The organism is Duganella sacchari, assembly GCF_900143065.1.
GTDB classification, from domain to species: domain Bacteria; phylum Pseudomonadota; class Gammaproteobacteria; order Burkholderiales; family Burkholderiaceae_D; genus Rugamonas; species Rugamonas sacchari.
This window is the reverse complement of record NZ_FRCX01000023.1, coordinates 12,884-35,149: the sequence shown is the minus strand read 5'-3', so window position 1 is coordinate 35,149 and position 22,266 is coordinate 12,884. Positions and strand designations below refer to the sequence as shown.

Below are 22,266 nucleotides of genomic sequence, written 5' to 3'. Positions count from 1 at the left end.
ATGAAACAAGCGGTGTCACCTGTTGCTCTTATGCCGACGTGTGCGTATAGGTGGCTCGGCCAGATCCGAGAAGGAGAGACTGTTTTCGCGCATGAGTCTTACGATTTCGGCGCGAACCCGCGCTTTCTTTGCCGCGTTCTTTGCTACGTTCTGCAAAACTTTTGTCTGCGTCGACTCATTGAACTCAAAGACTCGTCTCTGAAATTCCATCAGAAAGTCTACCTCTGACAGCTCGAAGATCTCGATAAGCTGGAGTACTTCAATCCAGTCCAGCTTTCTTTCTCCGCCTTCGTACTTTGAGATATGTGACTGCTTCTTCTCAATGCGCTCAGCAACGTCCTTTTGAAACATGCCCCTAGCCTGTCTGGCCTCAATCAGCATTTCTCGCAGAATCTGGTAGTGGGCGTCCTGGTTTGGATTGTATGTCGTCATCTCCTTAGTTTGAATTCCGAAATGGGATATCCCACTTTGGGATATCCCATTTCAGGATTTTTGGTTACAATAAATTCGTTTCAATTTGGCAATTAGGAATTTCATTAGCCCAATGTTGGAATGCCACCAAAACCACCGATAAGGAAATTCATGGGAAATAGAAACAAACTGGCGCTGTCTCTCCTCTTCACTCTCACTGCTTGTGGAGGAGGCGGTGGCGGTTCAGCGCCAGGTCAACAAGTCATCACCCCGCCCGTGGTGACACCTCCGGTTGTTGATGTGAATGAATTGGTTAGCACCGTTGCCACGCCGACTTACGCCGCTGGTACGGGTAACATCGCAGTTTTCAACGCGATTAATGCGCTCCGGGATAAGCTGGGCTCGGGACTGCTCTCGCAGAACACGGCACTTGATCAGGCTGCACTGGCTCACTGGAATTACCTTGATATCAATACCATTGTGAGCCTGCATAGCGAGACTGAAGGCAAACGCGGATTCACAGGTGTTGATGCGACCGCGCGCGCCAAGGCTGCTGGGTACACGAGTGCGTATGTCGATGAGGTAATCTTCGGCACGAATGGAGCCGACAATTTTGCCGGGTGCGTGGCAAGTTGGGCAAATAGTGTCTACCACATTGGCGTGCTTTTCTCTGGGATGCGTGATATTGGCATTTCGGCGCTGACCACCAAGGATGACCCAGTATTCGGCAAATATACTGTGTGCGTGGCAGACTTCTCGATGGGTACATCGAAGTCAGAACAACTTCCTGCCGATGGCACTATTCGCACTTATCCATATGCGGATCAAACAGGTGTTCCTATCGTTTTCTATAACCAGGCCGAATCTCCTACGCCTCTACCGGATTATCAGGAATTAGGTACTCCAGTGACGCTAAACTTCAAGACCAAGTCCTTTGTGGCCGCCGGCGCGAAACCTTCAATTACGATTTCGCAGTTGAGCATTACACCGCCCGGCGGTCAGCCAGTTGCCGCTCGTATTTTGGCCAATACGACCAACGGTTCGGTTTCCACATCTGGGCCTGAACTGACCCGAGATGATCGTATGGCGGCATACACCGTCACTATCGTGCCCGTTACACGTATGCTAGCCAATACTATTTATACTGTTTCGTTCTCTGGGATGGTCAATGGAGCGACAGTGTCCAAGTCCTGGAAATTCACAACTGCTGCAAACTGATTGCCTGCTTTGATGCTGTAGGCATAGTCTGCAGCATCTCAAGTGAGGGAATTGAACGATGGAGGTGGCAATGAATAGGGAGTCGTGCGCTAGCTCGGATAGCAGCTTTGGGGCAGCTAACCTCAGGTGCTCCGAAATCTGGTTCGCTGGTGATTGCCACGGTGTGTTCACGCATATCCTGAATGCAGTACACGCACGTCGCCCGGACGGTATTGTATTCCTTGGTGATCTTGAGTGTAGCAGTCCGCTGCAAGACGAATTGCGAGACCTTCCAACTGGAATCGAGATCGCGTACATCCCTGGTAATCACGATACTGATTGCGTGAAAAATTGGGACCATCTAACCGGTAGCGGCTATGTAAATCTACACGCCACCGTAATGAGCATTTGTGGTGTCCGGATTGCCGGCCTGGGGGGCGTATTCAGAAAGCCTTGGTACCCGCGCGGCAATGCATCTTTTGATCCGTCTTTCAGCGGTGATGTTTACAAGAGCAAGGTAGGTAAAGGCAATCTGTTTAGAGGAGGATTGCCGCTTAGGCATCGGTCAACGATTTTCCCTGCTGACGTTGTTCATCTTTCTCAGCTGAAGGCGGATATCTTGGTTACCCATGAGGCGCCAGGCATGCATCCCTGCGGATTCGATGTCATCAGTGAACTTGCCAGCAGTATGGGAGTCGCAAATGCCTATCACGGTCATTTGCATGAGTTTTTGGACTATCCCGCTAGCCCGTGGAGGGGTGTTGGTTTTCGCGGCATCGTGAGCATAAGCGGCGAAATTATTTGCGGTGGGCAGACGTAAGAACAAGGGTTTTTAGCCCACGTTGGGCCGCCGTTTCATCGTCATTATTTTTACATGGGAGTGGCTATGGAAGATAAGTTGGCGTCACTAGAACAAGCGCTGAGCCAAGACATCAACGCACTTGGCTTGTCCAAACCTGTTTCCCTACAGGATCTGACCGCTGCTCTGCACTTAAAAGATCAGGCTGCTACAACTGATCAATCGCTGTCAGAATTTTTGCAACGGGCGCCGGCGACACTGATCATCAGGACGTATCGCGCTTCCGAGCAAGATTCAACGGAAACCGATGCCCTCGTTGGTGCTGTAATGACCTTGGCAAAACGGGTTCAGTGTCCAAGACTGGCAACATTGGAGGTCGAGTTGCGGCGGGCTTTGGTGCCAGCTGATTTTCCCATTGTAGCTGCCCATTCATCACTCGCTGGCGCGCAACCCAAATTGGCGCTCGTCGAGTTCGGCGGGCGGTACTACCAACCAGGAGCGAGTCCACCAGAAGTGCTAAATCGCTGGGAGGTCTGCGAGGACCTGGCCCGTCAGCTCGCAGAAAGGTCTTTAGAGACAGAGAAAGGTAAGTATGCTCACTTGTCGCGAGAAGCCATATTAGAGCAGTACCTGCAGCGTCTGTTCAGAACTGGATGGGGGGCAGATGAAGAAATGAAGTGGGTCGTGCATCGAACGGCAGCGATGCTGAAATGGCCAGTTCCCAAAGAAGCGCAATTTACCCCTCAATAGAGTTGCCATATCGAACTGAACCGGAGGGCAATATACTTCTACCCAAGAAAAACCACTTTCGCCCATGTTGGGCAAGCATTTGTAAGTACTGAACTTAGGCATGTGACACAAGATGGAAAAGTTGTCTCCATTACAGGGGTAAAATCTGGTCATACTGGAGTGGGGCAAAACCGACGATCTGCGGAGGCGAACTATGAGCGGTCATACTGAACCGGTCCCTGTCTTTGGACAGGATTTCGAGCAGCTTCATTTATTTCTTCGTGATGAGGATGGGGCAATATCCCCCGGGCGCTTCGCAAGCGTATTCAGCTTCGATCTGAAGGCCCTGGCTAGTGCTGCGCACGTTTCGATGGAGAGGCTCCGCAAGACACCCAATGACGAAAACGTTCAACGTTATCTACGCGAGAGCCTTCAGATTACCGGCGCCGCCACTGGAATTGCGCAAACTGTTGAGCGCGCGCTGTTCTGGTTCAAAAATGCACCTCTCCAGCCCTTTGATTACAAGACGGGCCACGAGTTAGCATCGGAGGGCCGGACAAGCGACGTTCTGCGCTACATCAGCTCCTTAGAGGCGGGATTCTCAGGCTGAGAACGCAATGTCTGATGTGGGCGGGCCGGACGTCAGAACTATCGTATCCATTTTCCGTAGGTAGCCGCTCAGATAAAGAAGCGATTCGCCCCAAAGAGCATTATCTCTCAGTCAGTTGCCGTTCCAAATGAATGAGGTGCCAAAAGAAGTTTATGTTAAGCTTTTCGACATGAAAAAAGTGCTACTGATTATGCTGCTAGTGCTGGTGCCATTCCAATTATCTTGGGCAATGGCCGGCGATTACTGTCAGCATGAGAACGGTCCGGTCGCTGCGCACTTTGGACATCATGCACATCATCATCAAAGTAAGACGGATCAGCCTGATTCGAAACACACGGCAAAGCTCAGTAAGCTGCACTCGGACTGTGGTTCTTGCCACACTAGCGTATTGGCATTGCTCCTTGAGCTAGATCGTGCCCCATCGCTTTCGCTGTCTTTGGCAAAGCTACCGCAACTTCCCCCCGATTCATATACCTCCCATATCCCTGATGGTCCGCGCGAGCCAGACCGCGCGCATTCCGCCTGACCAAAGAATTTCATGCATCGTTCGCCGGGCCGAGGCGCGTCGTCGGACGAGAATTCAACGCGAGGAATGGGAGTATGTATGGCAACGTCCGAAAAGCATCAACACGACGCGAAAAATGAAGCAGATGGTAACCACGATGGGCACGATCACGAAGGCGGCCTGCTGGGTGAAAAAACGGAACTGATTTTTGCGCTGCTCGCCGGCGCTTTAGTTTTAGCGGGTTGGCTGTGCGAGAGGTCCGAGGCGGGGCCGGACTGGCTCAGCACGGCCTTGTACTGCACCGCCTACGTCTTCGGCGGTTACTTCACGCTCAAAGAGGCAATCGATAACTTGCGAGCGAAGCGCTTCGAGATCGATACGTTAATGCTTGTAGCTGCAGCCGGCGCCGCCGCCTTGGGGAAATGGGGGGAAGGCGCATTGCTGCTGTTCCTGTTCAGCCTGGGCCATTCGCTGGAGCATTTCGCGATGGGGCGCGCACGACGCGCTATTGAAGCGCTGGCCAAGCTCGCACCTGAAACTGCGATCGTTCGCCGAGGCGACAAAACTGAGGAGGTTTCTGTCGAATCCCTCCAGCCTGGCGACGTTGTGTTGGTCAAGCCGAATGAGAGGTTGCCGGCCGATGGCGTCGTAACCAAGGGCACAACCAGCGTTAATCAGGCGCCGGTGACTGGCGAGAGTGTGCCCGTCGACAAAGAGCCCGTGGCAGATGCAAGCGCTGCGATCGCCGCGTTTGATAAGGCGCCTGCAAACAACCGCGTATTTGCGGGCACCATCAACGGCGCCGGCAGTATTGAGGTCATGGTTGCACGCCTGGCCACCCAGTCGACAATGGCACGCGTCGTGCAGATGGTTTCTGAAGCCGAGGCACAGCGTTCTCCGACTCAGCAGTTCACTGATAAATTCGAGAAGAAATTTGTGCCGGCGGTATTAGGGTTAGTCGTGTTGCTGATGTTCGCCTTCGTCGTAATCGACGAACCTTTTGCGGATAGCTTCTACCGTGCGATGGCCGTGCTCGTTGCTGCAAGTCCGTGTGCGCTGGCGATCTCCGTGCCAAGCGCCGTGCTCTCTGGCGTTGCGCGCGCCGGCCGCAGCGGGGTGCTGGTCAAAGGAGGCGGGCCGCTTGAGAACCTCGGGACTCTCACCTCTATCGCCTTTGACAAAACAGGAACGCTCACTGAGGGCAAACCGAAAATGACGGACGTTGTGACGGCGCCTGGTGCAGATGAAGCAGAGCTACTCAGTGTCGTACTTGCGGTTGAATCTCACAGCGACCATCCGCTTGCTTCGTCATTGGTGGCAGGCGCGCGCGAACGCTTAGGTGACAAGCTGCAGCAGATTTCTGCCAATGACGTGAAGAGCATCACGGGCCGCGGTATCGAGGCAGATGTCGGTGGTGAAAAAGTCTATGTAGCCAAGCCGATTCTGTTCACGGAACTCTCCGTCGGTGCGGTGCCGGAAGCGCTGGCCAGCGCCAATGAGAAACTGGTCGGCGACGGTCGTACTACCATGATCGTGTTTAAAGGCAGCCGTTACCTTGGCGTGATTGGCGTCATGGATACACCTCGTGAAGTAGCCGGCGAGGTGATGACTAAATTGCGCGCACTGGGTATCGAACGGCTCATTATGATTTCTGGCGACAACCAGAAAGTTGCAGACTCGGTTGCGCGCACGGTGGGACTTACTGAAGCGCGCGGCGATTTGATGCCGGACCAGAAGGTCGGCGAGATTAAGCGCTTGCGCGAAGCACACGGCAAGGTCGCGATGGTCGGCGACGGCGTCAATGACGCGCCTGCGATGGCTAATTCGACCGTAGGCATCGCGATGGGAGCCGCGGGTTCGGACGTCGCGTTGGAAGCGGCCGACGTAGCGCTGATGGGCGATGATCTATCGCAGCTACCGTTCGTCGTTGGCCTTTCACGCCAGACGAGCGGAATCATCAAGCAAAACCTTTGGGTGAGCCTGGGTGTGGTCGCCGTGCTAATCCCGGCGACGATCTTCGGCTTGAACATCGGCACTGCCGTACTCTTCCATGAAGGTTCAACGATCATTGTGGTGGTCAATGCGCTGAGGCTGCTCGCATTTAAGGACAAAGCCAGCGCGTAAAAGCGGTGATGATGACACCTCCAAAACAGGAGTGGCATCATCACGTAATTGCAAGATTGCCTTTAGATACAAGCTGTCTGAGAGATCACTTGCAAACAGAGACTGTTGGATTAAGAAAAAAATTCGAGCGCAACAGAAATGCAAATGCATTCATCGTGATATACTCGCCGCATGGTCCGTCGAACTCTCATCATGCTGATTACTCTACTCGCGCTGCAGTTTAGCTGGAGCGTGGTGGCAGTCTATTGCACGCATGAGACGGGTAAAGCTGCAAATCACTGGGGCCATCATCCCGATACCAATCCTTCGGACAACGTCGCTTCGATTCTGAAAGAAAAGCCGACGGACGCAAAGAAGTCGTCGGCGCATTCTCATTGCGCCTCGTGTGCACACGGCACCTTGTCGCTTGATAGCTTTGACGGCATCTCGCATCCTCAGATCGCTGAAGCTGCTCCAGTGTCCACCGAAATCATCCTCTCCTCGTTTTACACCGCTCCTCCAGAACGCCCTCAGTGGGCAGTCGCCGCTTAACTCCGGCGGTTGTATTCGTTCGTCTCTCTAGAAGTGTGACTTACGCCTGAAAATAGGCGGAGGTTGCTGCACGCCGCCGGATTTCTTCGTCTTTAATTTTCGGAGTTATCCATGCAATCCCGACATTTGGTTTTGGGAGCGGCTGTCCTATTGGCACAGCTCATCCCCTTTAGTACCCAGGCTGCTGGGCAACAGAGCGCTGCCTTCACGATTGGTGAAGTGGCACCTGCAGCAAATACAAATTCCGCACCGCTGACGCTGGAACAGGCCATCGCAATGACCCTGTCGACCAGCCCAGAACTGCGTTCGGCCGCACAGAGCGTTGCGATCGCCGAAGGCGCGCGCGTCCAAGCCGGCGTGCGCCCCAATCCTGAACTGGCGCTGCTGCGCGAAGGTACTTCCTCCCGCAGCAATCGTACTGATACCTACCAGTTAAGCCAGCCCATTGAGATGGGCGGAAAACGCGGTGCCCGTATCAAACTGGCAGAACAAGATCAGGCGCTGGCGCGCGGAGATGTGGACGTCGCTGCAGCAGAGCTGCGCGCGAACGTCACTGCGGCCTATTTAGAGGCCCTTACGGCGCAAGAGCACGTCACGTTGGCAAAGGAGTCTCTCAGCCTGGCAGGAAAGGCTACCAACGCCGCTGGGCGCCGTGTGGCGGCCGGCAAAATCTCGCCTCTGGAGCAAACCCGATCGAGCGTGGCTGAAGCCAGTGCGCGTCTGGAGTTGTCGCAAGCAGTCGCCGACGCTGCATTGGCACGGCGCCGCCTGGCTGCATTCTGGGGTAGTACGCAGCCTGAAGCGCGTTCCTTGGTGACGCCAGACATCAACCTGGCAGTCATTCCTGCATTGCCTGAACTACAGTCTCGCCTGGATGCATCGCCACAGATGCAACGTGCACGCATGCAGATTGCTCGCGAAGAGGCGGGTGTTAATCTGGCGAAGGCAGATCGCGTTCCTGACCTGACCCTCACGCTGGGGAAAAAGAAGGACTTCCAGACCAACGTCTCTCAGACGGTTGTAGGTGTCGCGATACCGCTGCCGTTCTTTAACCGTAACCAGGGCAACCTTCTGTCCGCACTGCGTCGTGTTGATAAGGCGAAGACCGATGCAGAGATTGAGTATCTGAATGCATCCCAAGCTTTGGCAGATGCTCACCAACGGGCGTCCGTGGCACAGGAGCAGATTGAGAGCATGCGCAACGAGATCCTGCCGGCCGCACAAAGCGCGTTCAACGCGGCCGTCACTGGCTTTGAACTGGGCAAGTTTGGATTTATTGACGTGCTCGATGCTCAGCGCACTTTATTCCAAAGCCGCGCTCAATATCTGAGCGCACTCTCCGCCCGCTATCGCTCTCTCGCCGATCTGGAACGTTTCATCGCCGTAGAACCCAACGTTGGCAACTACACGACTGACAGGAATGCAAAATGATGTTCAATACTGATAAAAAATCTCAAAAAACTGCACTGATCATTGTGCTGATTGGCGCCGTACTGGGTGCGACCATCCTGTTATGGAAAAAGGACAGTGGCGGTGGTGCTGCTGAAGCACCGCACGCAGAAGAAACCGCGAAGAAGGAAGGCGGCGATCACGCCGGCGAAGAAGGCGTGGTCCTGATGAACGCAAAGCAGATTCAGACTGCAGGTGTGACGATCGCGAAAGCCGAGGCGGCCACGATGGGCAACGTGATTCAGTTGCCGGGTGAGGTACGCTTCAACGAAGATCTCACCGCGCACATCGTACCGCGTACACCTGGCGTGGCTGAGTCGGTTGCCGCTGATCTTGGCCAAAGCGTCAAGAAAGGCCAGGTTCTGGCAGTGATTTCCAGCCCTGCCTTGGCAGACCTGCGTAGCGCGTCTCTCGCAGCGCAAAAACGACTGGGCCTGGCACAGACCACGTACCAGCGCGAGAAGAAACTGTGGGAAGACAAGATCTCTGCAGAACAGGATTATCTCCAGGCGCAGACTGCGCTGCGCGAAGCTGAGATCGAAGCCCAGACCGCCCGCTCCAAGCTGGCCGCATTGGGTGCAGGCGAAGCCGAGGGCGCGCTTAACCGCTATGTGCTGCGTGCACCGTTCGATGGCGTCATTCTGGAAAAGCACATCGCACAAGGAGAAGCTGTTAAAGAAGACGCCAACGTCTTCCTGCTCTCCAATCTGTCTAGCGTGTGGGTGGAAGTTGTGGTGACGCCAAAGGATCTGGAATTGGTCCGCGTAGGTGAAACCGTCACGATCACTTCGGCAGCTAATGATACCTCCGCCACCGGAAAAGTCAGCTACGTCGGCAATCTGCTAGGCGAGCAAACCCGCACCGCCAAAGCGCGCGTTGTCATCCCTAATCCGAATATGGCTTGGCGCCCAGGTTTGTTCGTCAATGCAGCCATGACCCGTGGTGAGAAGAAAGTTCCTGTCGCTGTCGTTGCTGATGCAGTGCAGACCATCGACGGTAAATCCGTGGTCTTCGTGAAAGTCGAAAAAGGTTTCAAAGTCCAGCCCGTCAAAACTGGTAACAGCGACGGCAAGCTCGTTGAGATCGTAGAGGGCCTGTCTGCCGGAAGCCAGTATGCCGCGAGCAATAGCTTCGTGGTCAAAGCTGAGCAGGGCAAAGGCAGTGCCGGACACGAAGACTAACTAAGGAACCGACCATGTTTGAACGAATAATTCAATCTTCCATCGGACACCGATGGCTTGTCATGCTGGCCGTGCTCGCAATGGCCGCCATCGGCGTCTACAGCTATCAGAAGCTGCCGATTGACGCTGTGCCTGACATTACCAATGTGCAGGTGCAGATCAACACCAGTGCCAGTGGCTATTCGCCACTGGAAGTTGAACAACGCGTGACCTTCCCGATCGAGACGGTGATGGCGGGCCTTCCTAATCTGGAGCAGACCCGCTCGCTGTCGCGCTATGGTTTGTCGCAGGTGACCGTCATCTTCAAGGATGGCACCGACATCTACTTTGCTCGCCAGCTCGTCAATCAGCGTATCCAGGAGGCCAAGGAGAATTTGCCTCAGGGTGTCGTACCGATGATGGGACCGATTTCTACCGGCTTGGGTGAAATTTACCTTTGGACAGTTGAGAGCGAGCCGAATGCAAAAAAGCCTGATGGCACGCCGTACACTCCGACTGACCTGCGAGAGATCCAGGACTGGATCATCAAGCCGCAACTGCGCCAAGTGGAAGGTGTCACTGAAATCAACTCGATCGGTGGCTACGCCAAGGAGTATCACATCACTCCTGACCCTGTGAAGCTGAGTTCCTATGGCCTGACGCTCAAGGATGTCGTGGGCGCCATCGACCGCAACAACAATAACGTCGGCGCCGGCTACATTGAGCGCAAGGGCGAGCAATTCCTGATCCGCGCGCCTGGCCAGGTGCGCACGTTGGATGATATTCGCAACACCATCCTGAACAATGTTCAAGGCGTCCCTATTCGCGTGCGCGATGTAGCTGAGGTTGCCATTGGTCGCGAGCTGCGTACTGGTGCAGCCACGGAGAATGGCCGTGAGGTTGTGCTGGGCACCGTCTTCATGCTCATCGGCGAAAATAGCCGCGTAGTCTCTCAGGCGGTTGCCAAGCGCATGGAGGCGGTGAACCGCTCCCTACCGGCTGGCGTCAAGGCTGTGCCTGTCTACGACCGCACCGTGCTGGTCGACAAAGCGATCGCAACGGTCAAGAAGAACCTGCTCGAAGGCGCGATCCTGGTCATCGTGATTCTGTTCCTGTTCTTGGGTAACATGCGCGCGGCGATCATTACTGCGATGGTCATCCCTCTGGCGATGCTCTTCACCTTTACGGGCATGGTCACGTACAAAGTGAGTGCCAACCTGATGAGTCTGGGGGCATTGGACTTCGGTATTATCATCGACGGCGCCGTGGTGATCGTCGAGAACTGCGTGCGTCGCCTGTCGCATGCACAAGAGCACCTCAAGCGTGAGCTCACGCTGCGTGAACGCTTCCATGAAGTATTTGCGGCCGCCAAGGAAGCGCGCCGTCCGCTGCTGTTCGGCCAGTTGATCATCATGGTCGTCTACCTGCCGATCTTTGCTCTTGCTGGCGTCGAAGGCAAGATGTTCCACCCAATGGCCTTCGCCGTGGTTGCCGCACTGCTGGGCGCCATGATTCTGTCCATGACCTTCATTCCGGCTGCCGTAGCGCTGTTCATTGGTAAGCGTGTGGCTGAGAAGGAAAACCGCCTGATGGTGATGGCGAAGAACGGTTACGAGCCTTTGCTGGCAAAGGTGATGAACAACGCTACCGCCGTGATCACCGGTTCTGTAGTGCTGATTATTCTGTGCGGTTTGCTGGCGACTCGTTTGGGCAGTGAATTCGTGCCGAACCTGAACGAGGGCGATATCTCGATCCAGGCGCTGCGCATCCCGGGCACCAGTTTGAGCCAGTCGCTGGAAATGCAGAAGAAGCTCGAAGCTGGCCTGAAAGCAAAATTCCCGGAAATCGATCGCGTTTTTGCACGTACCGGTACCGCAGAAATTGCATCGGACCCAATGCCGCCGAATATCTCGGATGGCTACATCATGTTCAAGCCAGACTCGGAATGGCCGAAGCCGAAGAAAACCCGCGACGAATTGGTGGCTGAAATCAAGGAAGAAGCCGAGAAGTACGTCGGTAATGCCTATGAGTTCTCTCAGCCTATCCAGCTGCGTTTCAACGAGCTGATCTCTGGTGTGCGTAGTGACGTCGCGGTCAAGGTCTATGGCGACGATATGGACGTCCTGGCTGAGACCGGCAAGAAGATCGCCGATGTGCTGCAACGCATACCGGGCGCCACCGAAGTGAAGGTGGAACAAACCGGTGGTTTGCCGATGCTGACCGTGAAAATCGATCGTGAGAAGACTGCGCGTTATGGGCTGAATATCGGCGACGTGCAAGAAGCGCTCGCGATCGCCACCGGTGGTCGTGAAGCCGGCATCATGTTCGAAGGTGACCGCCGCTTCGATATCTTGGTCCGACTGCCAGAAACGCTGCGTAGTGACCTGGATGCTTTGCGTCGCCTGCCGATCTCGCTGCCGGCGCAAGCTGGCGCCACAACCTCGTTCATTCCATTGAGCGAAGTGGCTTCGCTCGACTTCGCTCCAGGTCCGAACCAGATCAGCCGCGAGAACGGTAAGCGCCGCATTGTGATCAGCGCTAACGTCACCGGCCGTGATATCGGCAGCTTTGTGCCCGAGGCGGAGCAAGCGATCGCCAAGAACGTCAAGATCCCATCTGGATATTGGACGACCTGGGGCGGTACGTTTGAACAACTTCAGTCCGCAACCAATCGCCTGAAGATTGTCGTTCCACTGGCACTGTTCCTGGTATTCACGCTGTTGTTCGTCATGTTCAACAACGTCAAGGATGGCCTGCTGGTCTTTACCGGCATTCCGTTTGCGCTGACCGGCGGCATCATCGCGCTGTCGATGCGTGGCATTCCAATGTCGATCTCTGCGGCGGTGGGCTTCATTGCACTGTCGGGGGTCGCCGTCCTCAATGGCTTGGTGATGATTTCCTATATCCGATCCTTGCGTGAAGAAGGAATGAGTGTGGACGCGGCGGTGATCACGGGAGCCTTGACCCGTCTGCGCCCCGTACTGATGACTGCGCTGGTCGCTTCGCTGGGCTTCGTGCCGATGGCGTTGGCTACCGGTACGGGCGCCGAAGTACAGCGTCCGCTGGCCACTGTCGTCATCGGCGGCATCCTGTCGTCGACGGCGCTGACCTTGCTGGTACTGCCTCTGTTGTACCGCTTGATGCATCGCAACGATCCTGAGGAAAAGGAGGTTGTCCCTGATGACGCACAACCTGCTCACTAACTCGAACTAACCCCTCGTAGATTGCGGCCGGCATTGCCGGCCGCCTCTTCCGACTCACTGAAAAGCGAGTCGGTGGGGCTCTTTACGCCTAAAACTGGCATTCAAAGGTGGTGAATATGAATTCAAGCGAATCCGCGGCGCACGCCGAGATGACTACGTTCCTTGTCTACGGTTCCATCGTGATGATCTTGATCATGGGGGGCTTTATATGGTGGCTGAACTACAGCTACAAGAAGCGCAATAAGAAACACCAAAAGCCGCATTTGGAGCTCGTCAGTCCGTCATCCAAGCTGCATGGCCAACGCCGCCACAAGCGACACAAGAAGTAAGGAAAGTCTATGAGCTCGAATCATGCACACGCAGTCAATGAGGGCACGAATGAAAAGCCGCTCTGGATTGCACTCATACTGACGACAACATTCCTGATTGCGGAAGTTGTCGGTGGAGTCCTGACCAATAGCCTGGCACTGATTTCAGATGCCGCTCACATGTTTACCGACGCTGCTGCATTGGCTGTATCTCTGGTCGCGATCCGAATCGGTAAACGCGCGGCCGACAGCTTACGCACGTTTGGCTATTACCGATTCGAAATTCTGGCTGCTGCCTTCAATGCAGTGTTGCTCTTCCTGGTTGCCATGTACATCTTGTACGAGGCTTACCAGCGGATCAACAACCCTCCGGAAATTCAATCCGGTGCGATGCTTATCGTTGCGACCCTTGGCCTGATGATCAATCTGGTGAGCATGCGCTTGCTGGGCAGTGGGAAGGACAAGAGCCTGAACGTTAAAGGTGCCTATCTCGAAGTATGGAGTGACATGCTTGGATCGGTAGGCGTTATTGCCGGGGCCGTGATCATTCGCTATACCAGCTGGGCATGGGTTGACTCAGCGATCGCTGTGCTGATTGGTCTGTGGGTCCTCCCGCGCACGTGGACTCTGCTTAAAGAGAGTTTGAACGTTCTGCTAGAGGGCGTGCCAGAAGGTCTCAATCTCCTCGAAATCAAGAAAACGATCGAGGAAATCAATTGCGTAGTGAGCGTCCATGAACTGCACGTCTGGGCCATTACCAGCGGCAAAGCTAGCTTGACTGCTCATGTCGTCACTGAGCTGGCGATCCCAGGACAGCAAATTCTTCTAAAGAAAATAAGAGAAACCATCGCGGAGCAGTTCGACATCCATCATTGCACGGTTCAGCTTGAATCTGAACCTTGCGACGACGCAGGTGAGCATAGCTATAGCCCACGTACTTCGCAAAGTGGAGGTGGAAAATGAAGGACACTCTTGCGAAGGTGTTTTCCGATTCGCATTGCGAGAAAAGCGAAACACTCAACGAAGTTCGAACTCTCCTGCCAGGCGCACAGCTATTGCATATCTTCTTGCTTCACTCGTCTGGTTCGCAGCGACTGCACTCTATGTCGATGGCGTTAGCTGAATTATTGGAGCCAAGGAGATTGCCATGACGGATCCGCATGCAGATAACGCAGGACACGATGAGACCGACATGACAGAGATGCTCAACGAGCTACGCATCCTGTTGCCAGGCGCCCAGTTACTCAACGGGTTTCTCATCACGTTGCCCTTCAATTCCGGATTTCGGGAGATTGTCGAAGTGGAGAAGTGGATCTTCATGGCCACCTTTTTCTGCTCGCTATCGAGCTTGATCTTGTTTACGGCACCTGCGGTGCAACACAGGATATTGCGTCCTTTGGATAACAGGCCCCGCTTCAAGAATCTAGCCAGTAAGCAGATGCTTGCGGGGGCGTCATTTCTGTCTCTGGCGTCCGTGCTGTGTGCATATCTGGTTACCGCGGAGGTTGTTGGCCACCCTCTTGGAGGTGCCGTTGCGGCGCTGGTCACGTCCCTGATCTTGACACTGTGGTGGGCATATCCGTGGTGGTTGCGTCGCCAGCGGAAGAAAGACCGGCCCTTTAAGCCGACGCTCGCCGATCTTTTAAGAGATTGATTTGCCCGTATGACTATCCCAATTTGAACAGGAGGTTGAAATGGACAATGTAAAAGGTGATGCACCGAACGTCTTCAGTGGCTGGACCAAGGAGGTATTTTGGGAAAGGGCATTGAAGATTTCGGAGCAGAGGTTGACCCTACTGGCATCGAATATTGCGAACGCAGATACGCCCAACTACAAGGCGCGCGATATCGATTTTCGAGCATCGTTGCAGCAAGCGATTGCTGCGAGCAATGCAACGACTGCGACGGTTAAGGTCACCAGCTCGCCGGCTAAAGACACGCCTTTTGTAGCTACGTTGATGTACCGCATTCCAACACAGGGCTCAGTTGATGGGAACACCGTAGAGATGGACACCGAGCGCTCTTCTTTCGCAGATCAGGCAATTCGGCATGAGTTCTTGCTGCAGAAGGCATTAGATGAATACAAGGAAATCGGGTCATTGTTCAAGAACATGGTCGGATGAGTCCCGAAACAGGAGGTAAATATGAAACGCAATCAGATACTGAGTCTGGTCGTCATCTCTGTGATGACTGCTGGATGTAGCACGAAGCCGCCGGATGATCTGGGGACGCAAATTGGAACCATCACCGAGATATTCGATGTGGGTGTCGAACCCGCTGATCTGCCGGATTGCCGTGTGTCGCTCAATCCTGAAGAGTTGGCGACGGGCCGCTATATGCAGGTTCACTTTATGAGCTACAGGCTACACCGATCGATCAATGCATTTGTTCCGCTATCAAAGGAGTTTAAAAAAGATGACAAGGTAGTTGTCAGGCACCCTTACTGCGTTGGCTCGCATAAGCCAGAGATTACGAACGTTGTTGTTGAATGATCTGGATTGCCCAGGCAGCTTGATGTGCCAAGTTTTGCACAGGGATGTATCACCTTAATCAACTATATTTCATGTCTGATTTTTTGAAGTCTAAGATCGAGCTGTACGCGCTCATCGTAATATTCGTGGTGTGTTCTATCTGGGTACTCGACATTCGTAGTCTGGTGCCACCGGATGAGGGACGCTACGCAGAAATGGCACGAGAGATGTTCGTAACTGGCGACTGGATTACGACACGCCTCAATGGCATCAAGTATTTCGAGAAGCCACCCCTGCATATGTGGATGAGTGCCGTTGCCTATGCCTTGTTCGGCATTGGAGAATGGCAGGCACGGCTTTGGAACGGCGTATGCGGGATCATGGGCGTTCTGCTTGTCGGCTACACCGGGCGAAAATTGTTCGGTGGGCGAGTCGGATTTTATGCTGCATCGATACTCGCATCGATGCTCTTCTGGACCGGCGCGTCGCAGTTCAATACCCTCGACATTGGCGTGGCTGCGACACTGACCATTTCGCTGTGCTCCTTACTTATTGCGCAGCAGGACCACGTTACCGCATCCGAGCGCCGCAATTGGATGCTCGTATGCTGGGCAGGCCTGGCGCTATCGTTGCTATCGAAGGGATTGATCGGAGTCGTACTGCCCGCGGCAGTCATGGGCCTGTATTGGATCGTGTCCGGTGACCGAGCAGTTCTTCGCCGTCTTCATTTCATACAAGGCTGCGCGCTGTTTTTGGCGATCGCTGTGCCGTGGTTTATCGTGGTCGCGATCAAGAATCCTGAGCAGCCACATTTTTTCTTCATCAACGAGCACTGGAATCGCTTTTTCCTGAAGGAGCATCATCGCGAAGGGCCGTGGTACTACTTCCTCGTGTTGATCATTCCAGCGACGATTCCGTGGTTACCGCTGTTGCCAATTGGTCTGATTCGGGCAGGTAAGAGAATCCAGGCCCAGTTCCAACCTAAGCTGCTTTTATTGATCTGGATTGTGTTCATCCTGTTCTTCTTCAGCTATTCGAAATCCAAACTGCCCGGATACATGTTGCCGGTCTTCCCAGCTCTGGCACTTCTCGCCGGCATCGTTCTCGAAGGCGCCTCGCGTGTGATTCTCAGGCTGCCCGCAGTGTGCTTGCTGACATGGGGTATCGCCGGCATGGTGGGCTTATCCATGATCGGAAAACTCGGACTGACTTCCCGCGATGCAGCGTTGCTTCATTCATCGATGCCGCTCCTTGTTATCGCATTTTCGGTGTGCATTGTGGCGGGTTCCACCGGATGGTATTTCGCTGAACGCAACAGAGGTAGCGTCGTGGTGCTTGTTGTCGCGGTTGCTGCTTGGGCCTTCACACAATTGAGTATGGCCGCATACCAACCATTTGGCCGGGAGCAATCCGGCATCGACATCGCGATGGCGATCAAACCCGAAGTTACAGAAACAACGCAAGTGTATTCCGTTGGCACCTACGAGCAATCGATGACCTTTTACCTTGGGCATACAGTCATTCCAGTTGCTTACACAGATGAATTGTCGTTTGGTCTGAAACAAGAGCCAGAGCGCGGCATCGCCAATCTTGAACAGTTCTATGAGCGGTGGCGCCAAGGCATCGCTCGTGGTCTACCGCAGTTCGCCATCATCCGAGTCGAATTCTATGAAGAGATGATGATGCAAGGTCTGCCAATGCAGGTCAGAGCCAGTAACGACCGTGTAGTTGCGGTCTCCGGCACCAACCAACCTTTTTTTGATTTTCAATTTTTGGAGCAATAATGAAAAAAATCCTTATCCTCGGCGTGAACGGTTTCATCGGCCATCACCTGTCCAAACGCATTCTCGAAACGACCGACTGGCATGTGTACGGTATGGACATGAACACTGACCGCATCTCTGACCTGTTGTGGCACGAACGCATGCACTTCTTTGAAGGTGACATTACCATCAACAAGGAATGGGTCGAGTACCACGTCAAGAAATGCGACGTGATCCTGCCGCTGGTGGCGATCGCTACGCCGTCGACCTACGTCAAAGCGCCGCTGCGCGTGTTTGAGCTGGACTTCGAAGCCAACCTGCCTATCGTGCGTTCGGCTGCCAAGTACGGCAAGCACCTGGTGTTCCCGTCGACCTCGGAAGTGTATGGCATGTGCCACGACGAAGAGTTCGATCCTGAAAACTCGGAACTGATCTGTGGACCGATCAACAAGCCGCGCTGGATCTACTCCAATGCCAAGCAACTGATGGATCGCGTGATCTGGGGGTACGGCATGGAAGGCTTGAACTTCACCCTGTTCCGTCCATTCAACTGGATCGGCGCCGGCCTCGATTCGATCCACACCCCGAAAGAAGGTTCGTCGCGCGTGGTGACGCAGTTCTTCGGCCATATCGTCCGCGGCGAGAATATCTCGCTGGTCGACGGCGGCCACCAGAAGCGCGCCTTCACTGACATCGACGATGGCATCGACGCGCTGATGAAGATCATTGAGAACAAGGGTGGAATCGCTACCGGCAAGATCTACAACATCGGCAACCCATCAAACAACTACTCGATCCGTGAACTTGCTGCGCTCATGCTGGGCCTGGCAGTCAAGTATCCCGAGTATGCCTCTGGTGCTGCCAAGGTCAGCATCGTGGAGACAACCGCAGGGTCGTATTATGGTGAGGGCTACCAGGACGTCAAGAACCGTGTGCCGAAGATCACCAATACTTGCGATGAGTTGGGATGGGCGCCGTCTACGACGATGGCTGATGCGCTCAAGAAGATCTTTGATGCGTACCAGGGGCACGTCGCAGCCGCTCAGGCGCTGGTGGAGTGATCATGCATCGAGAGCCGTTTACGCCAGAACTTTCCATAGTCATCCCGGTTTATAACGAGGAGGCTGGGCTCGCAGCCCTGTTTGCCAGGCTGTACCCAGCGCTTGACGTACTAGAGTTGAGCTACGAGGTTGTCTTCGTCAACGACGGCAGCCGGGACGATTCAGTTTCAATCCTGGCGGAACAGTTCCGGATGCGATCCGATGTAACTCGCGTGGTTCTTTTTAACGGCAACTACGGCCAGCACATGGCAATCCTCGCAGGTTTTGAAGCTGCACGCGGCGAAATCATTGTTACGTTGGACGCCGATTTGCAGAATCCACCTGAGGAGATTGGTAATCTTGTGATGAAGGTTCGCGAGGGCTATGACTACGTCGGATCAATACGACGCAAGCGGCAGGACGTCGCTTGGCGTACCTATGCTTCCAAGCTCATGAATAGCTTGCGCGAGAGGATCACAAACATCAAGATCACCGATCAGGGGAATATGCTGCGTGCCTACGGACGCAATGTAATCGATCTCGTGAACAGGTGCGCAGAGGTGAACACCTTTGTGCCGGCGCTGGCTTATCGCTTTGCCCGCAATCCAACGGAAATCATCGTCGAGCACGAGGAGCGAGCGGCCGGCGACTCGAAGTACTCGTTATACAGCCTGATTCGCTTGAACTTTGATCTCGTCACTGGCTTCTCGCTTGTGCCGTTGCAGTTCTTCTCCATGATGGGAATGTTGATGTCGCTCGCCTCTGCAATTCTTGTGGCGGTGCTCGTTTTGCGCCGGCTATTTTGGGGAGCTGAAGCTGAAGGACTATTCACGCTGTTTGCCATATCGTTCTTCTTTATGGGCATGATTCTTTTCGGGATCGGACTGCTTGGAGAGTATGTGGGCCGGATCTATCAGCAGGTGCGTGCGCGGCCGCGCTATGTGGTCCAGGCGATTCTGGAGCAGGCCTCAGCGTCGAAGGACGGAAATGTCGCCGGCGTGGAGAGGCGGACAGTTGGCCGTCACTAATTTGTCGACAGGTCGTACGTTTAATGATTGAGGGTGCGGCCAGGATTAACCGGGAGCAGGCTAATGACGAGAATTCTCGCACTGTGCATTGTTGTGGCGCTTAGTGGATGTACCATCCTCTATGATGGGAAGTACAACTACGATCAGGGGTGGCGCGTTGCGACGGTCATCTTTGTTAGTACGGCTTCCGGAGAAATCCGGCATACCAGTCTCGATTGTCGCAAAGGATCAGATTCGCAGTCACCATATGTGTACGTTCGTTATCTAAGAAGCTTTGCTCCCCGCCATGCCATTGTTCCGATAGTTGATCCTACCCAATGGAGAAGTGGACAACGGCTATATCTGAATATCAAAGACTGCAGCGTTACGCCCACTGCGTCAGGCAACTAATGAGTTTGGCTATGTCACCAAGAATCGTTCCGTAAAAGAATCGGATTTATCGTTAATGCATTGATATTTATAGGAATAATGAAATTAAATCGTTCCAAGAATCGTTCCAGAATCGTTCGATATTCGTGTGCTTCCCTTGCAACTGCATGGTGTTCGGCGTAGTGCGGTTTGATGAGCCGGAGACCGCGTTGGCAGCATGAATTTGGAAAAGATGAGGGCTACGCGTTGATGATCATAAGAGTCCACCGGTGGTACACTGAATGCAACTACAAGGTAATGCGCATCAGTGAAGTATTGCCGCCCAGGAGGCTTATTATGCAGACGATCAAGAAACTACGTTCTGATGTAGGCGCCGTCCAACCTCAAAAGCTCGGTCACAAGGCGCCCAATCCCTCGCGTCGCCTTATCAAAGCGCGCGCGCTGCTCGCTAAAAAGCGAGACATGCTCAAGATGCCAAATGCTCACATGCTGCTGAGGGTGCTCGCTGCGCATAAGCGCGCCAAGAAAGTGGCTGAATCGACGATGGACCGGGCTTCAGAGCTGGCAATTGGCTTGACGGCCACCGAGCACGCGGAACGCCGCAAAGCCCTCGCGATGCTTGTAGGCCTGAACAGGCATCGCGAGGGCGGGCCGGTGGACGGCCTGGAGTTTCAACTCAAACAGCGAGGCGAATGGTAGAGACGGTATGGACTGCGATATCTGCAAACTTCGCGCGTTTTCGCTTGACCCGATCCACTTGCCCTTGCAAGCCCTCGAAATTGCGGTCTCTGGCGAGGTGACGGGGCATATGGGGCTGGTTTTGCTGCCCCGGTTTTTGCCAAGTCAAGCGACATCCAGATTAATCTCGCTACCAATATCATGAATTGCTGCGGCGACGATGTACTCGCACCTTGTCACGCCTTTGGCTAGTTGTTTGGGGCCGGCGTTGTGAGGGAAGGTCATTGCAACTCCAGGGCACTTTCCTTCAATTCCTCCTATCCGACTAAGAACGCCTGCGCTGCGGCGTATCAGGTCGATTAGTTCTCTAAGCCAGGAATTTAGGTCTTTCTCATCGCTTAACCGAAAAACGATGCCTTGAAATGACTGCTCCCCTTCGCCTGAAGAAGCGCTACCAATTGGGCTGCGGGCTATCTCTACTATGTAGACCGGGCCATCGGAGAGTTGAATGCGTGCGACAAGAATGCCTCGCCGGAGAGTTTTTTCGCGATCCAAAAATGGAAAACTTTTGACTCTCGTTTCGACCTCGTCGTTCTTCTTAAATTCAGGCACTGTGATGAGCATGATCGGCATAGAAGCACTGAAGCCATGCTGATACGTGTACCAGTCTACGGCATCAATGACCTTGCGTTTTTGAAGTGCAATCATCGCATCCCACATATCTCGCAACCATCCGTTGCTCGGAAACTCTGGCGCGTGAATGGATGCCTGGCCAACGCCTTTACCCGCGCCCCGAGCCTCGCCGAGCGATGAGGTCGTGGTCTCTGGGCCGTGGCGACTCCCTCCTGACTTTGTTTTAGCTTGCTCCGCTTGGACGTCTTTGATCGGCCGAGGATTGATCGTCACAAAATCGTCGTCTTCGAACTCGACAGTACCTGCGTCTCTGTCAGCGATGCGATTGCCAGCTAAGTTGATGATAGGGCGAGGCGTTTGCATCCTCGGTCGAAATCCAGGTGCACGAGTCTTTGCGGACTCTGGCGCAGGATTTTTCGCCTTGCCACCAACTCTGGACCGCTCAACATCATCCCCTGAGGGATCTTCCATTCCGTTGACCCGCAGAGCAAGGAAAGAATTACCAAATGCGATCCCTTCGACAATCAACTTTGTCGAGCCTTTAAACCAAGGGGCGATTTGGGCGAAAATAGGCCGTGAGCTGTTCTTTTCAAACGCCACCTGTATCTGGCTATGAATTCGTTTAGCGGCCAACTCTGTATAAGGATCGTATTTGACGTGGGCCAAGAACACCGCATCACGATTGCGCAGGCGCGGCTGCAGGCGCACTTGCCATACGCCGGGGATTTCCTCTGTATCGAGCGGAGCGAAGCATTTGGCCTTTACCGTTTCGGCGTGCCCTTCCCAAGTATAAGCCGCCAATATGCGCCTGAGTTCGCCGGAACTGCCGTAACACCGCGCGAAAAACTCAATGCACGGAATGATGAGTTTCCCACCGGTTGGGAGATCAAATTCCAGCAGCCAATTCATATCCGCTGACTTGTACTCCAATGGATAGATTTCTTGAGGAAAAGGCGCTGTGAGCCCCTGTTTTGAGGCTTCCTTGAAAGAGGTAAACCTCCAGCCGTTGGTGAAATCCACGTCAAATGTTCGCGCCTCGAAGACCGCCTGCGATGTGCATTCCCTATCCTGCCAAATCGAGCCCAGGCGGACTTGCCCTAGTGCCGCAACAGAGAGCTCATGATAGACCACCTTGTCAGCTAGAGTACCTCTGTCTATTTTCCGAAACGCCATCAGTACCGTGGGCTGGGTGTCATCGGAATAATTTTTCTTGAAACCGCACTGCCACCATGCCATGTGAGGACCATTTAGTCGGAAG

19 protein-coding genes are annotated in these 22,266 nt (G+C 54.2%); 17 read left to right on the top strand and 2 right to left on the bottom strand.

Going from position 1 to position 22,266, the window contains the following annotated elements; all coding sequences use genetic code 11:
• Positions 1-15: 15 nt before the first annotated feature.
• Positions 16-432, bottom strand: a complete 417-nt coding sequence (locus tag BUA36_RS29050) for a helix-turn-helix domain-containing protein (protein ID WP_072790769.1) — start codon at positions 430-432, stop codon at positions 16-18.
• 150 nt (positions 433-582) lie between these two features.
• On the opposite strand from BUA36_RS29050, the gene BUA36_RS29045 reads away from it, so the two are divergent.
• From BUA36_RS29045 to BUA36_RS28960, 17 genes are all read left to right on the top strand, one after another.
• Positions 583-1,629: a CAP domain-containing protein gene (locus BUA36_RS29045; protein ID WP_167544352.1), complete on the top strand. Its 1,047-nt coding sequence runs from the start codon at positions 583-585 to the stop codon at positions 1,627-1,629.
• 58 nt (positions 1,630-1,687) lie between these two features.
• Positions 1,688-2,428, top strand: coding sequence for a metallophosphoesterase family protein (locus BUA36_RS29040; RefSeq protein WP_084560406.1), 741 nt, complete (start codon positions 1,688-1,690; stop codon positions 2,426-2,428).
• Between the two features lie 66 nt (positions 2,429-2,494).
• Positions 2,495-3,157, top strand: a complete 663-nt coding sequence (locus BUA36_RS29035; RefSeq protein WP_072790762.1) for a hypothetical protein — start codon at positions 2,495-2,497, stop codon at positions 3,155-3,157.
• Between the two features lie 193 nt (positions 3,158-3,350).
• A complete protein-coding gene (locus BUA36_RS29030; RefSeq protein WP_072790759.1) occupies positions 3,351-3,746 on the top strand; it encodes a hypothetical protein in 396 nt (131 codons plus the stop codon).
• A gap of 604 nt (positions 3,747-4,350) precedes the next feature.
• Entirely contained in the window at positions 4,351-6,375 is a 2,025-nt protein-coding gene (locus tag BUA36_RS29020) for a heavy metal translocating P-type ATPase (RefSeq protein WP_072790756.1), read from the top strand.
• Positions 6,376-6,567: 192 nt separating this feature from the next.
• Positions 6,568-6,906 (top strand): hypothetical protein, encoded by a 339-nt coding sequence (locus tag BUA36_RS30560; RefSeq protein ID WP_139260732.1) that lies wholly within the window; start codon positions 6,568-6,570, stop codon positions 6,904-6,906.
• Positions 6,907-7,017: 111 nt separating this feature from the next.
• Complete coding sequence (locus BUA36_RS29015; RefSeq protein WP_072790753.1) at positions 7,018-8,337, top strand: TolC family protein; 1,320 nt, start codon at positions 7,018-7,020, stop codon at positions 8,335-8,337.
• The gene (locus tag BUA36_RS29010) at positions 8,334-9,536 is read left to right on the top strand and encodes an efflux RND transporter periplasmic adaptor subunit (RefSeq protein WP_072790750.1); all 1,203 of its coding nucleotides are present in this window, start codon (positions 8,334-8,336) and stop codon (positions 9,534-9,536) included. Before BUA36_RS29015 ends, BUA36_RS29010 begins: the two co-directional genes overlap by 4 nt.
• A 14-nt stretch (positions 9,537-9,550) precedes the next feature.
• On the top strand, positions 9,551-12,718 hold the full coding sequence (locus BUA36_RS29005; RefSeq protein WP_072790747.1) for a CusA/CzcA family heavy metal efflux RND transporter: 3,168 nt from the start codon (positions 9,551-9,553) through the stop codon (positions 12,716-12,718).
• A gap of 338 nt (positions 12,719-13,056) precedes the next feature.
• Positions 13,057-13,989, top strand: coding sequence for a cation diffusion facilitator family transporter (locus BUA36_RS28995; protein WP_072790740.1), 933 nt, complete (start codon positions 13,057-13,059; stop codon positions 13,987-13,989).
• Positions 13,990-14,173: 184 nt separating this feature from the next.
• Positions 14,174-14,680 (top strand): DUF6328 family protein, encoded by a 507-nt coding sequence (locus BUA36_RS28990; RefSeq protein WP_072790735.1) that lies wholly within the window; start codon positions 14,174-14,176, stop codon positions 14,678-14,680.
• A gap of 40 nt (positions 14,681-14,720) precedes the next feature.
• Positions 14,721-15,149: a flagellar basal body rod protein FlgB gene (gene flgB / locus BUA36_RS28985; protein ID WP_072790731.1), complete on the top strand. Its 429-nt coding sequence runs from the start codon at positions 14,721-14,723 to the stop codon at positions 15,147-15,149.
• Positions 15,150-15,170: 21 nt separating this feature from the next.
• Positions 15,171-15,518, top strand: coding sequence for a hypothetical protein (locus BUA36_RS28980; protein ID WP_072790729.1), 348 nt, complete (start codon positions 15,171-15,173; stop codon positions 15,516-15,518).
• 71 nt (positions 15,519-15,589) lie between these two features.
• Positions 15,590-17,281, top strand: coding sequence for a glycosyltransferase family 39 protein (locus BUA36_RS28975; RefSeq protein ID WP_072790796.1), 1,692 nt, complete (start codon positions 15,590-15,592; stop codon positions 17,279-17,281).
• Positions 17,281-18,321: a bifunctional UDP-4-keto-pentose/UDP-xylose synthase gene (locus BUA36_RS28970; protein WP_072790724.1), complete on the top strand. Its 1,041-nt coding sequence runs from the start codon at positions 17,281-17,283 to the stop codon at positions 18,319-18,321. The genes BUA36_RS28975 and BUA36_RS28970 overlap by 1 nt, the downstream gene beginning before the upstream one ends.
• A gap of 2 nt (positions 18,322-18,323) precedes the next feature.
• Positions 18,324-19,328 (top strand): glycosyltransferase, encoded by a 1,005-nt coding sequence (locus BUA36_RS28965; protein ID WP_072790721.1) that lies wholly within the window; start codon positions 18,324-18,326, stop codon positions 19,326-19,328.
• Between the two features lie 705 nt (positions 19,329-20,033).
• The gene (locus tag BUA36_RS28960; RefSeq protein WP_139260731.1) at positions 20,034-20,396 is read left to right on the top strand and encodes a hypothetical protein; all 363 of its coding nucleotides are present in this window, start codon (positions 20,034-20,036) and stop codon (positions 20,394-20,396) included.
• A 144-nt stretch (positions 20,397-20,540) separates the two neighbouring features.
• On the opposite strand, the gene BUA36_RS28955 is transcribed toward BUA36_RS28960, so the two are convergent.
• Positions 20,541-22,244: a hypothetical protein gene (locus BUA36_RS28955; RefSeq protein WP_072790714.1), complete on the bottom strand. Its 1,704-nt coding sequence runs from the start codon at positions 22,242-22,244 to the stop codon at positions 20,541-20,543.
• Positions 22,245-22,266: the final 22 nt, after the last annotated feature.

What these genes read in the sequence shown, in the direction of transcription:
- BUA36_RS29050 (WP_072790769.1), bottom strand. Translation starts at nt 432, where the DNA reads ATGACGACATACAATCCAAACCAGGACGCCCACTACCAGATTCTGCGA.
- BUA36_RS29045 (WP_167544352.1), top strand. Translation starts at nt 583, where the DNA reads ATGGGAAATAGAAACAAACTGGCGCTGTCTCTCCTCTTCACTCTCACT.
- BUA36_RS29040 (WP_084560406.1), top strand. Translation starts at nt 1,688, where the DNA reads ATGGAGGTGGCAATGAATAGGGAGTCGTGCGCTAGCTCGGATAGCAGC.
- BUA36_RS29035 (WP_072790762.1), top strand. Translation starts at nt 2,495, where the DNA reads ATGGAAGATAAGTTGGCGTCACTAGAACAAGCGCTGAGCCAAGACATC.
- BUA36_RS29030 (WP_072790759.1), top strand. Translation starts at nt 3,351, where the DNA reads ATGAGCGGTCATACTGAACCGGTCCCTGTCTTTGGACAGGATTTCGAG.
- BUA36_RS29020 (WP_072790756.1), top strand. Translation starts at nt 4,351, where the DNA reads ATGGCAACGTCCGAAAAGCATCAACACGACGCGAAAAATGAAGCAGAT.
- BUA36_RS30560 (WP_139260732.1), top strand. Translation starts at nt 6,568, where the DNA reads ATGCTGATTACTCTACTCGCGCTGCAGTTTAGCTGGAGCGTGGTGGCA.
- BUA36_RS29015 (WP_072790753.1), top strand. Translation starts at nt 7,018, where the DNA reads ATGCAATCCCGACATTTGGTTTTGGGAGCGGCTGTCCTATTGGCACAG.
- BUA36_RS29010 (WP_072790750.1), top strand. Translation starts at nt 8,334, where the DNA reads ATGATGTTCAATACTGATAAAAAATCTCAAAAAACTGCACTGATCATT.
- BUA36_RS29005 (WP_072790747.1), top strand. Translation starts at nt 9,551, where the DNA reads ATGTTTGAACGAATAATTCAATCTTCCATCGGACACCGATGGCTTGTC.
- BUA36_RS28995 (WP_072790740.1), top strand. Translation starts at nt 13,057, where the DNA reads ATGAGCTCGAATCATGCACACGCAGTCAATGAGGGCACGAATGAAAAG.
- BUA36_RS28990 (WP_072790735.1), top strand. Translation starts at nt 14,174, where the DNA reads ATGACGGATCCGCATGCAGATAACGCAGGACACGATGAGACCGACATG.
- flgB (WP_072790731.1), top strand. Translation starts at nt 14,721, where the DNA reads ATGGACAATGTAAAAGGTGATGCACCGAACGTCTTCAGTGGCTGGACC.
- BUA36_RS28980 (WP_072790729.1), top strand. Translation starts at nt 15,171, where the DNA reads ATGAAACGCAATCAGATACTGAGTCTGGTCGTCATCTCTGTGATGACT.
- BUA36_RS28975 (WP_072790796.1), top strand. Translation starts at nt 15,590, where the DNA reads ATGTCTGATTTTTTGAAGTCTAAGATCGAGCTGTACGCGCTCATCGTA.
- BUA36_RS28970 (WP_072790724.1), top strand. Translation starts at nt 17,281, where the DNA reads ATGAAAAAAATCCTTATCCTCGGCGTGAACGGTTTCATCGGCCATCAC.
- BUA36_RS28965 (WP_072790721.1), top strand. Translation starts at nt 18,324, where the DNA reads ATGCATCGAGAGCCGTTTACGCCAGAACTTTCCATAGTCATCCCGGTT.
- BUA36_RS28960 (WP_139260731.1), top strand. Translation starts at nt 20,034, where the DNA reads ATGCAGACGATCAAGAAACTACGTTCTGATGTAGGCGCCGTCCAACCT.
- BUA36_RS28955 (WP_072790714.1), bottom strand. Translation starts at nt 22,244, where the DNA reads ATGGCATGGTGGCAGTGCGGTTTCAAGAAAAATTATTCCGATGACACC.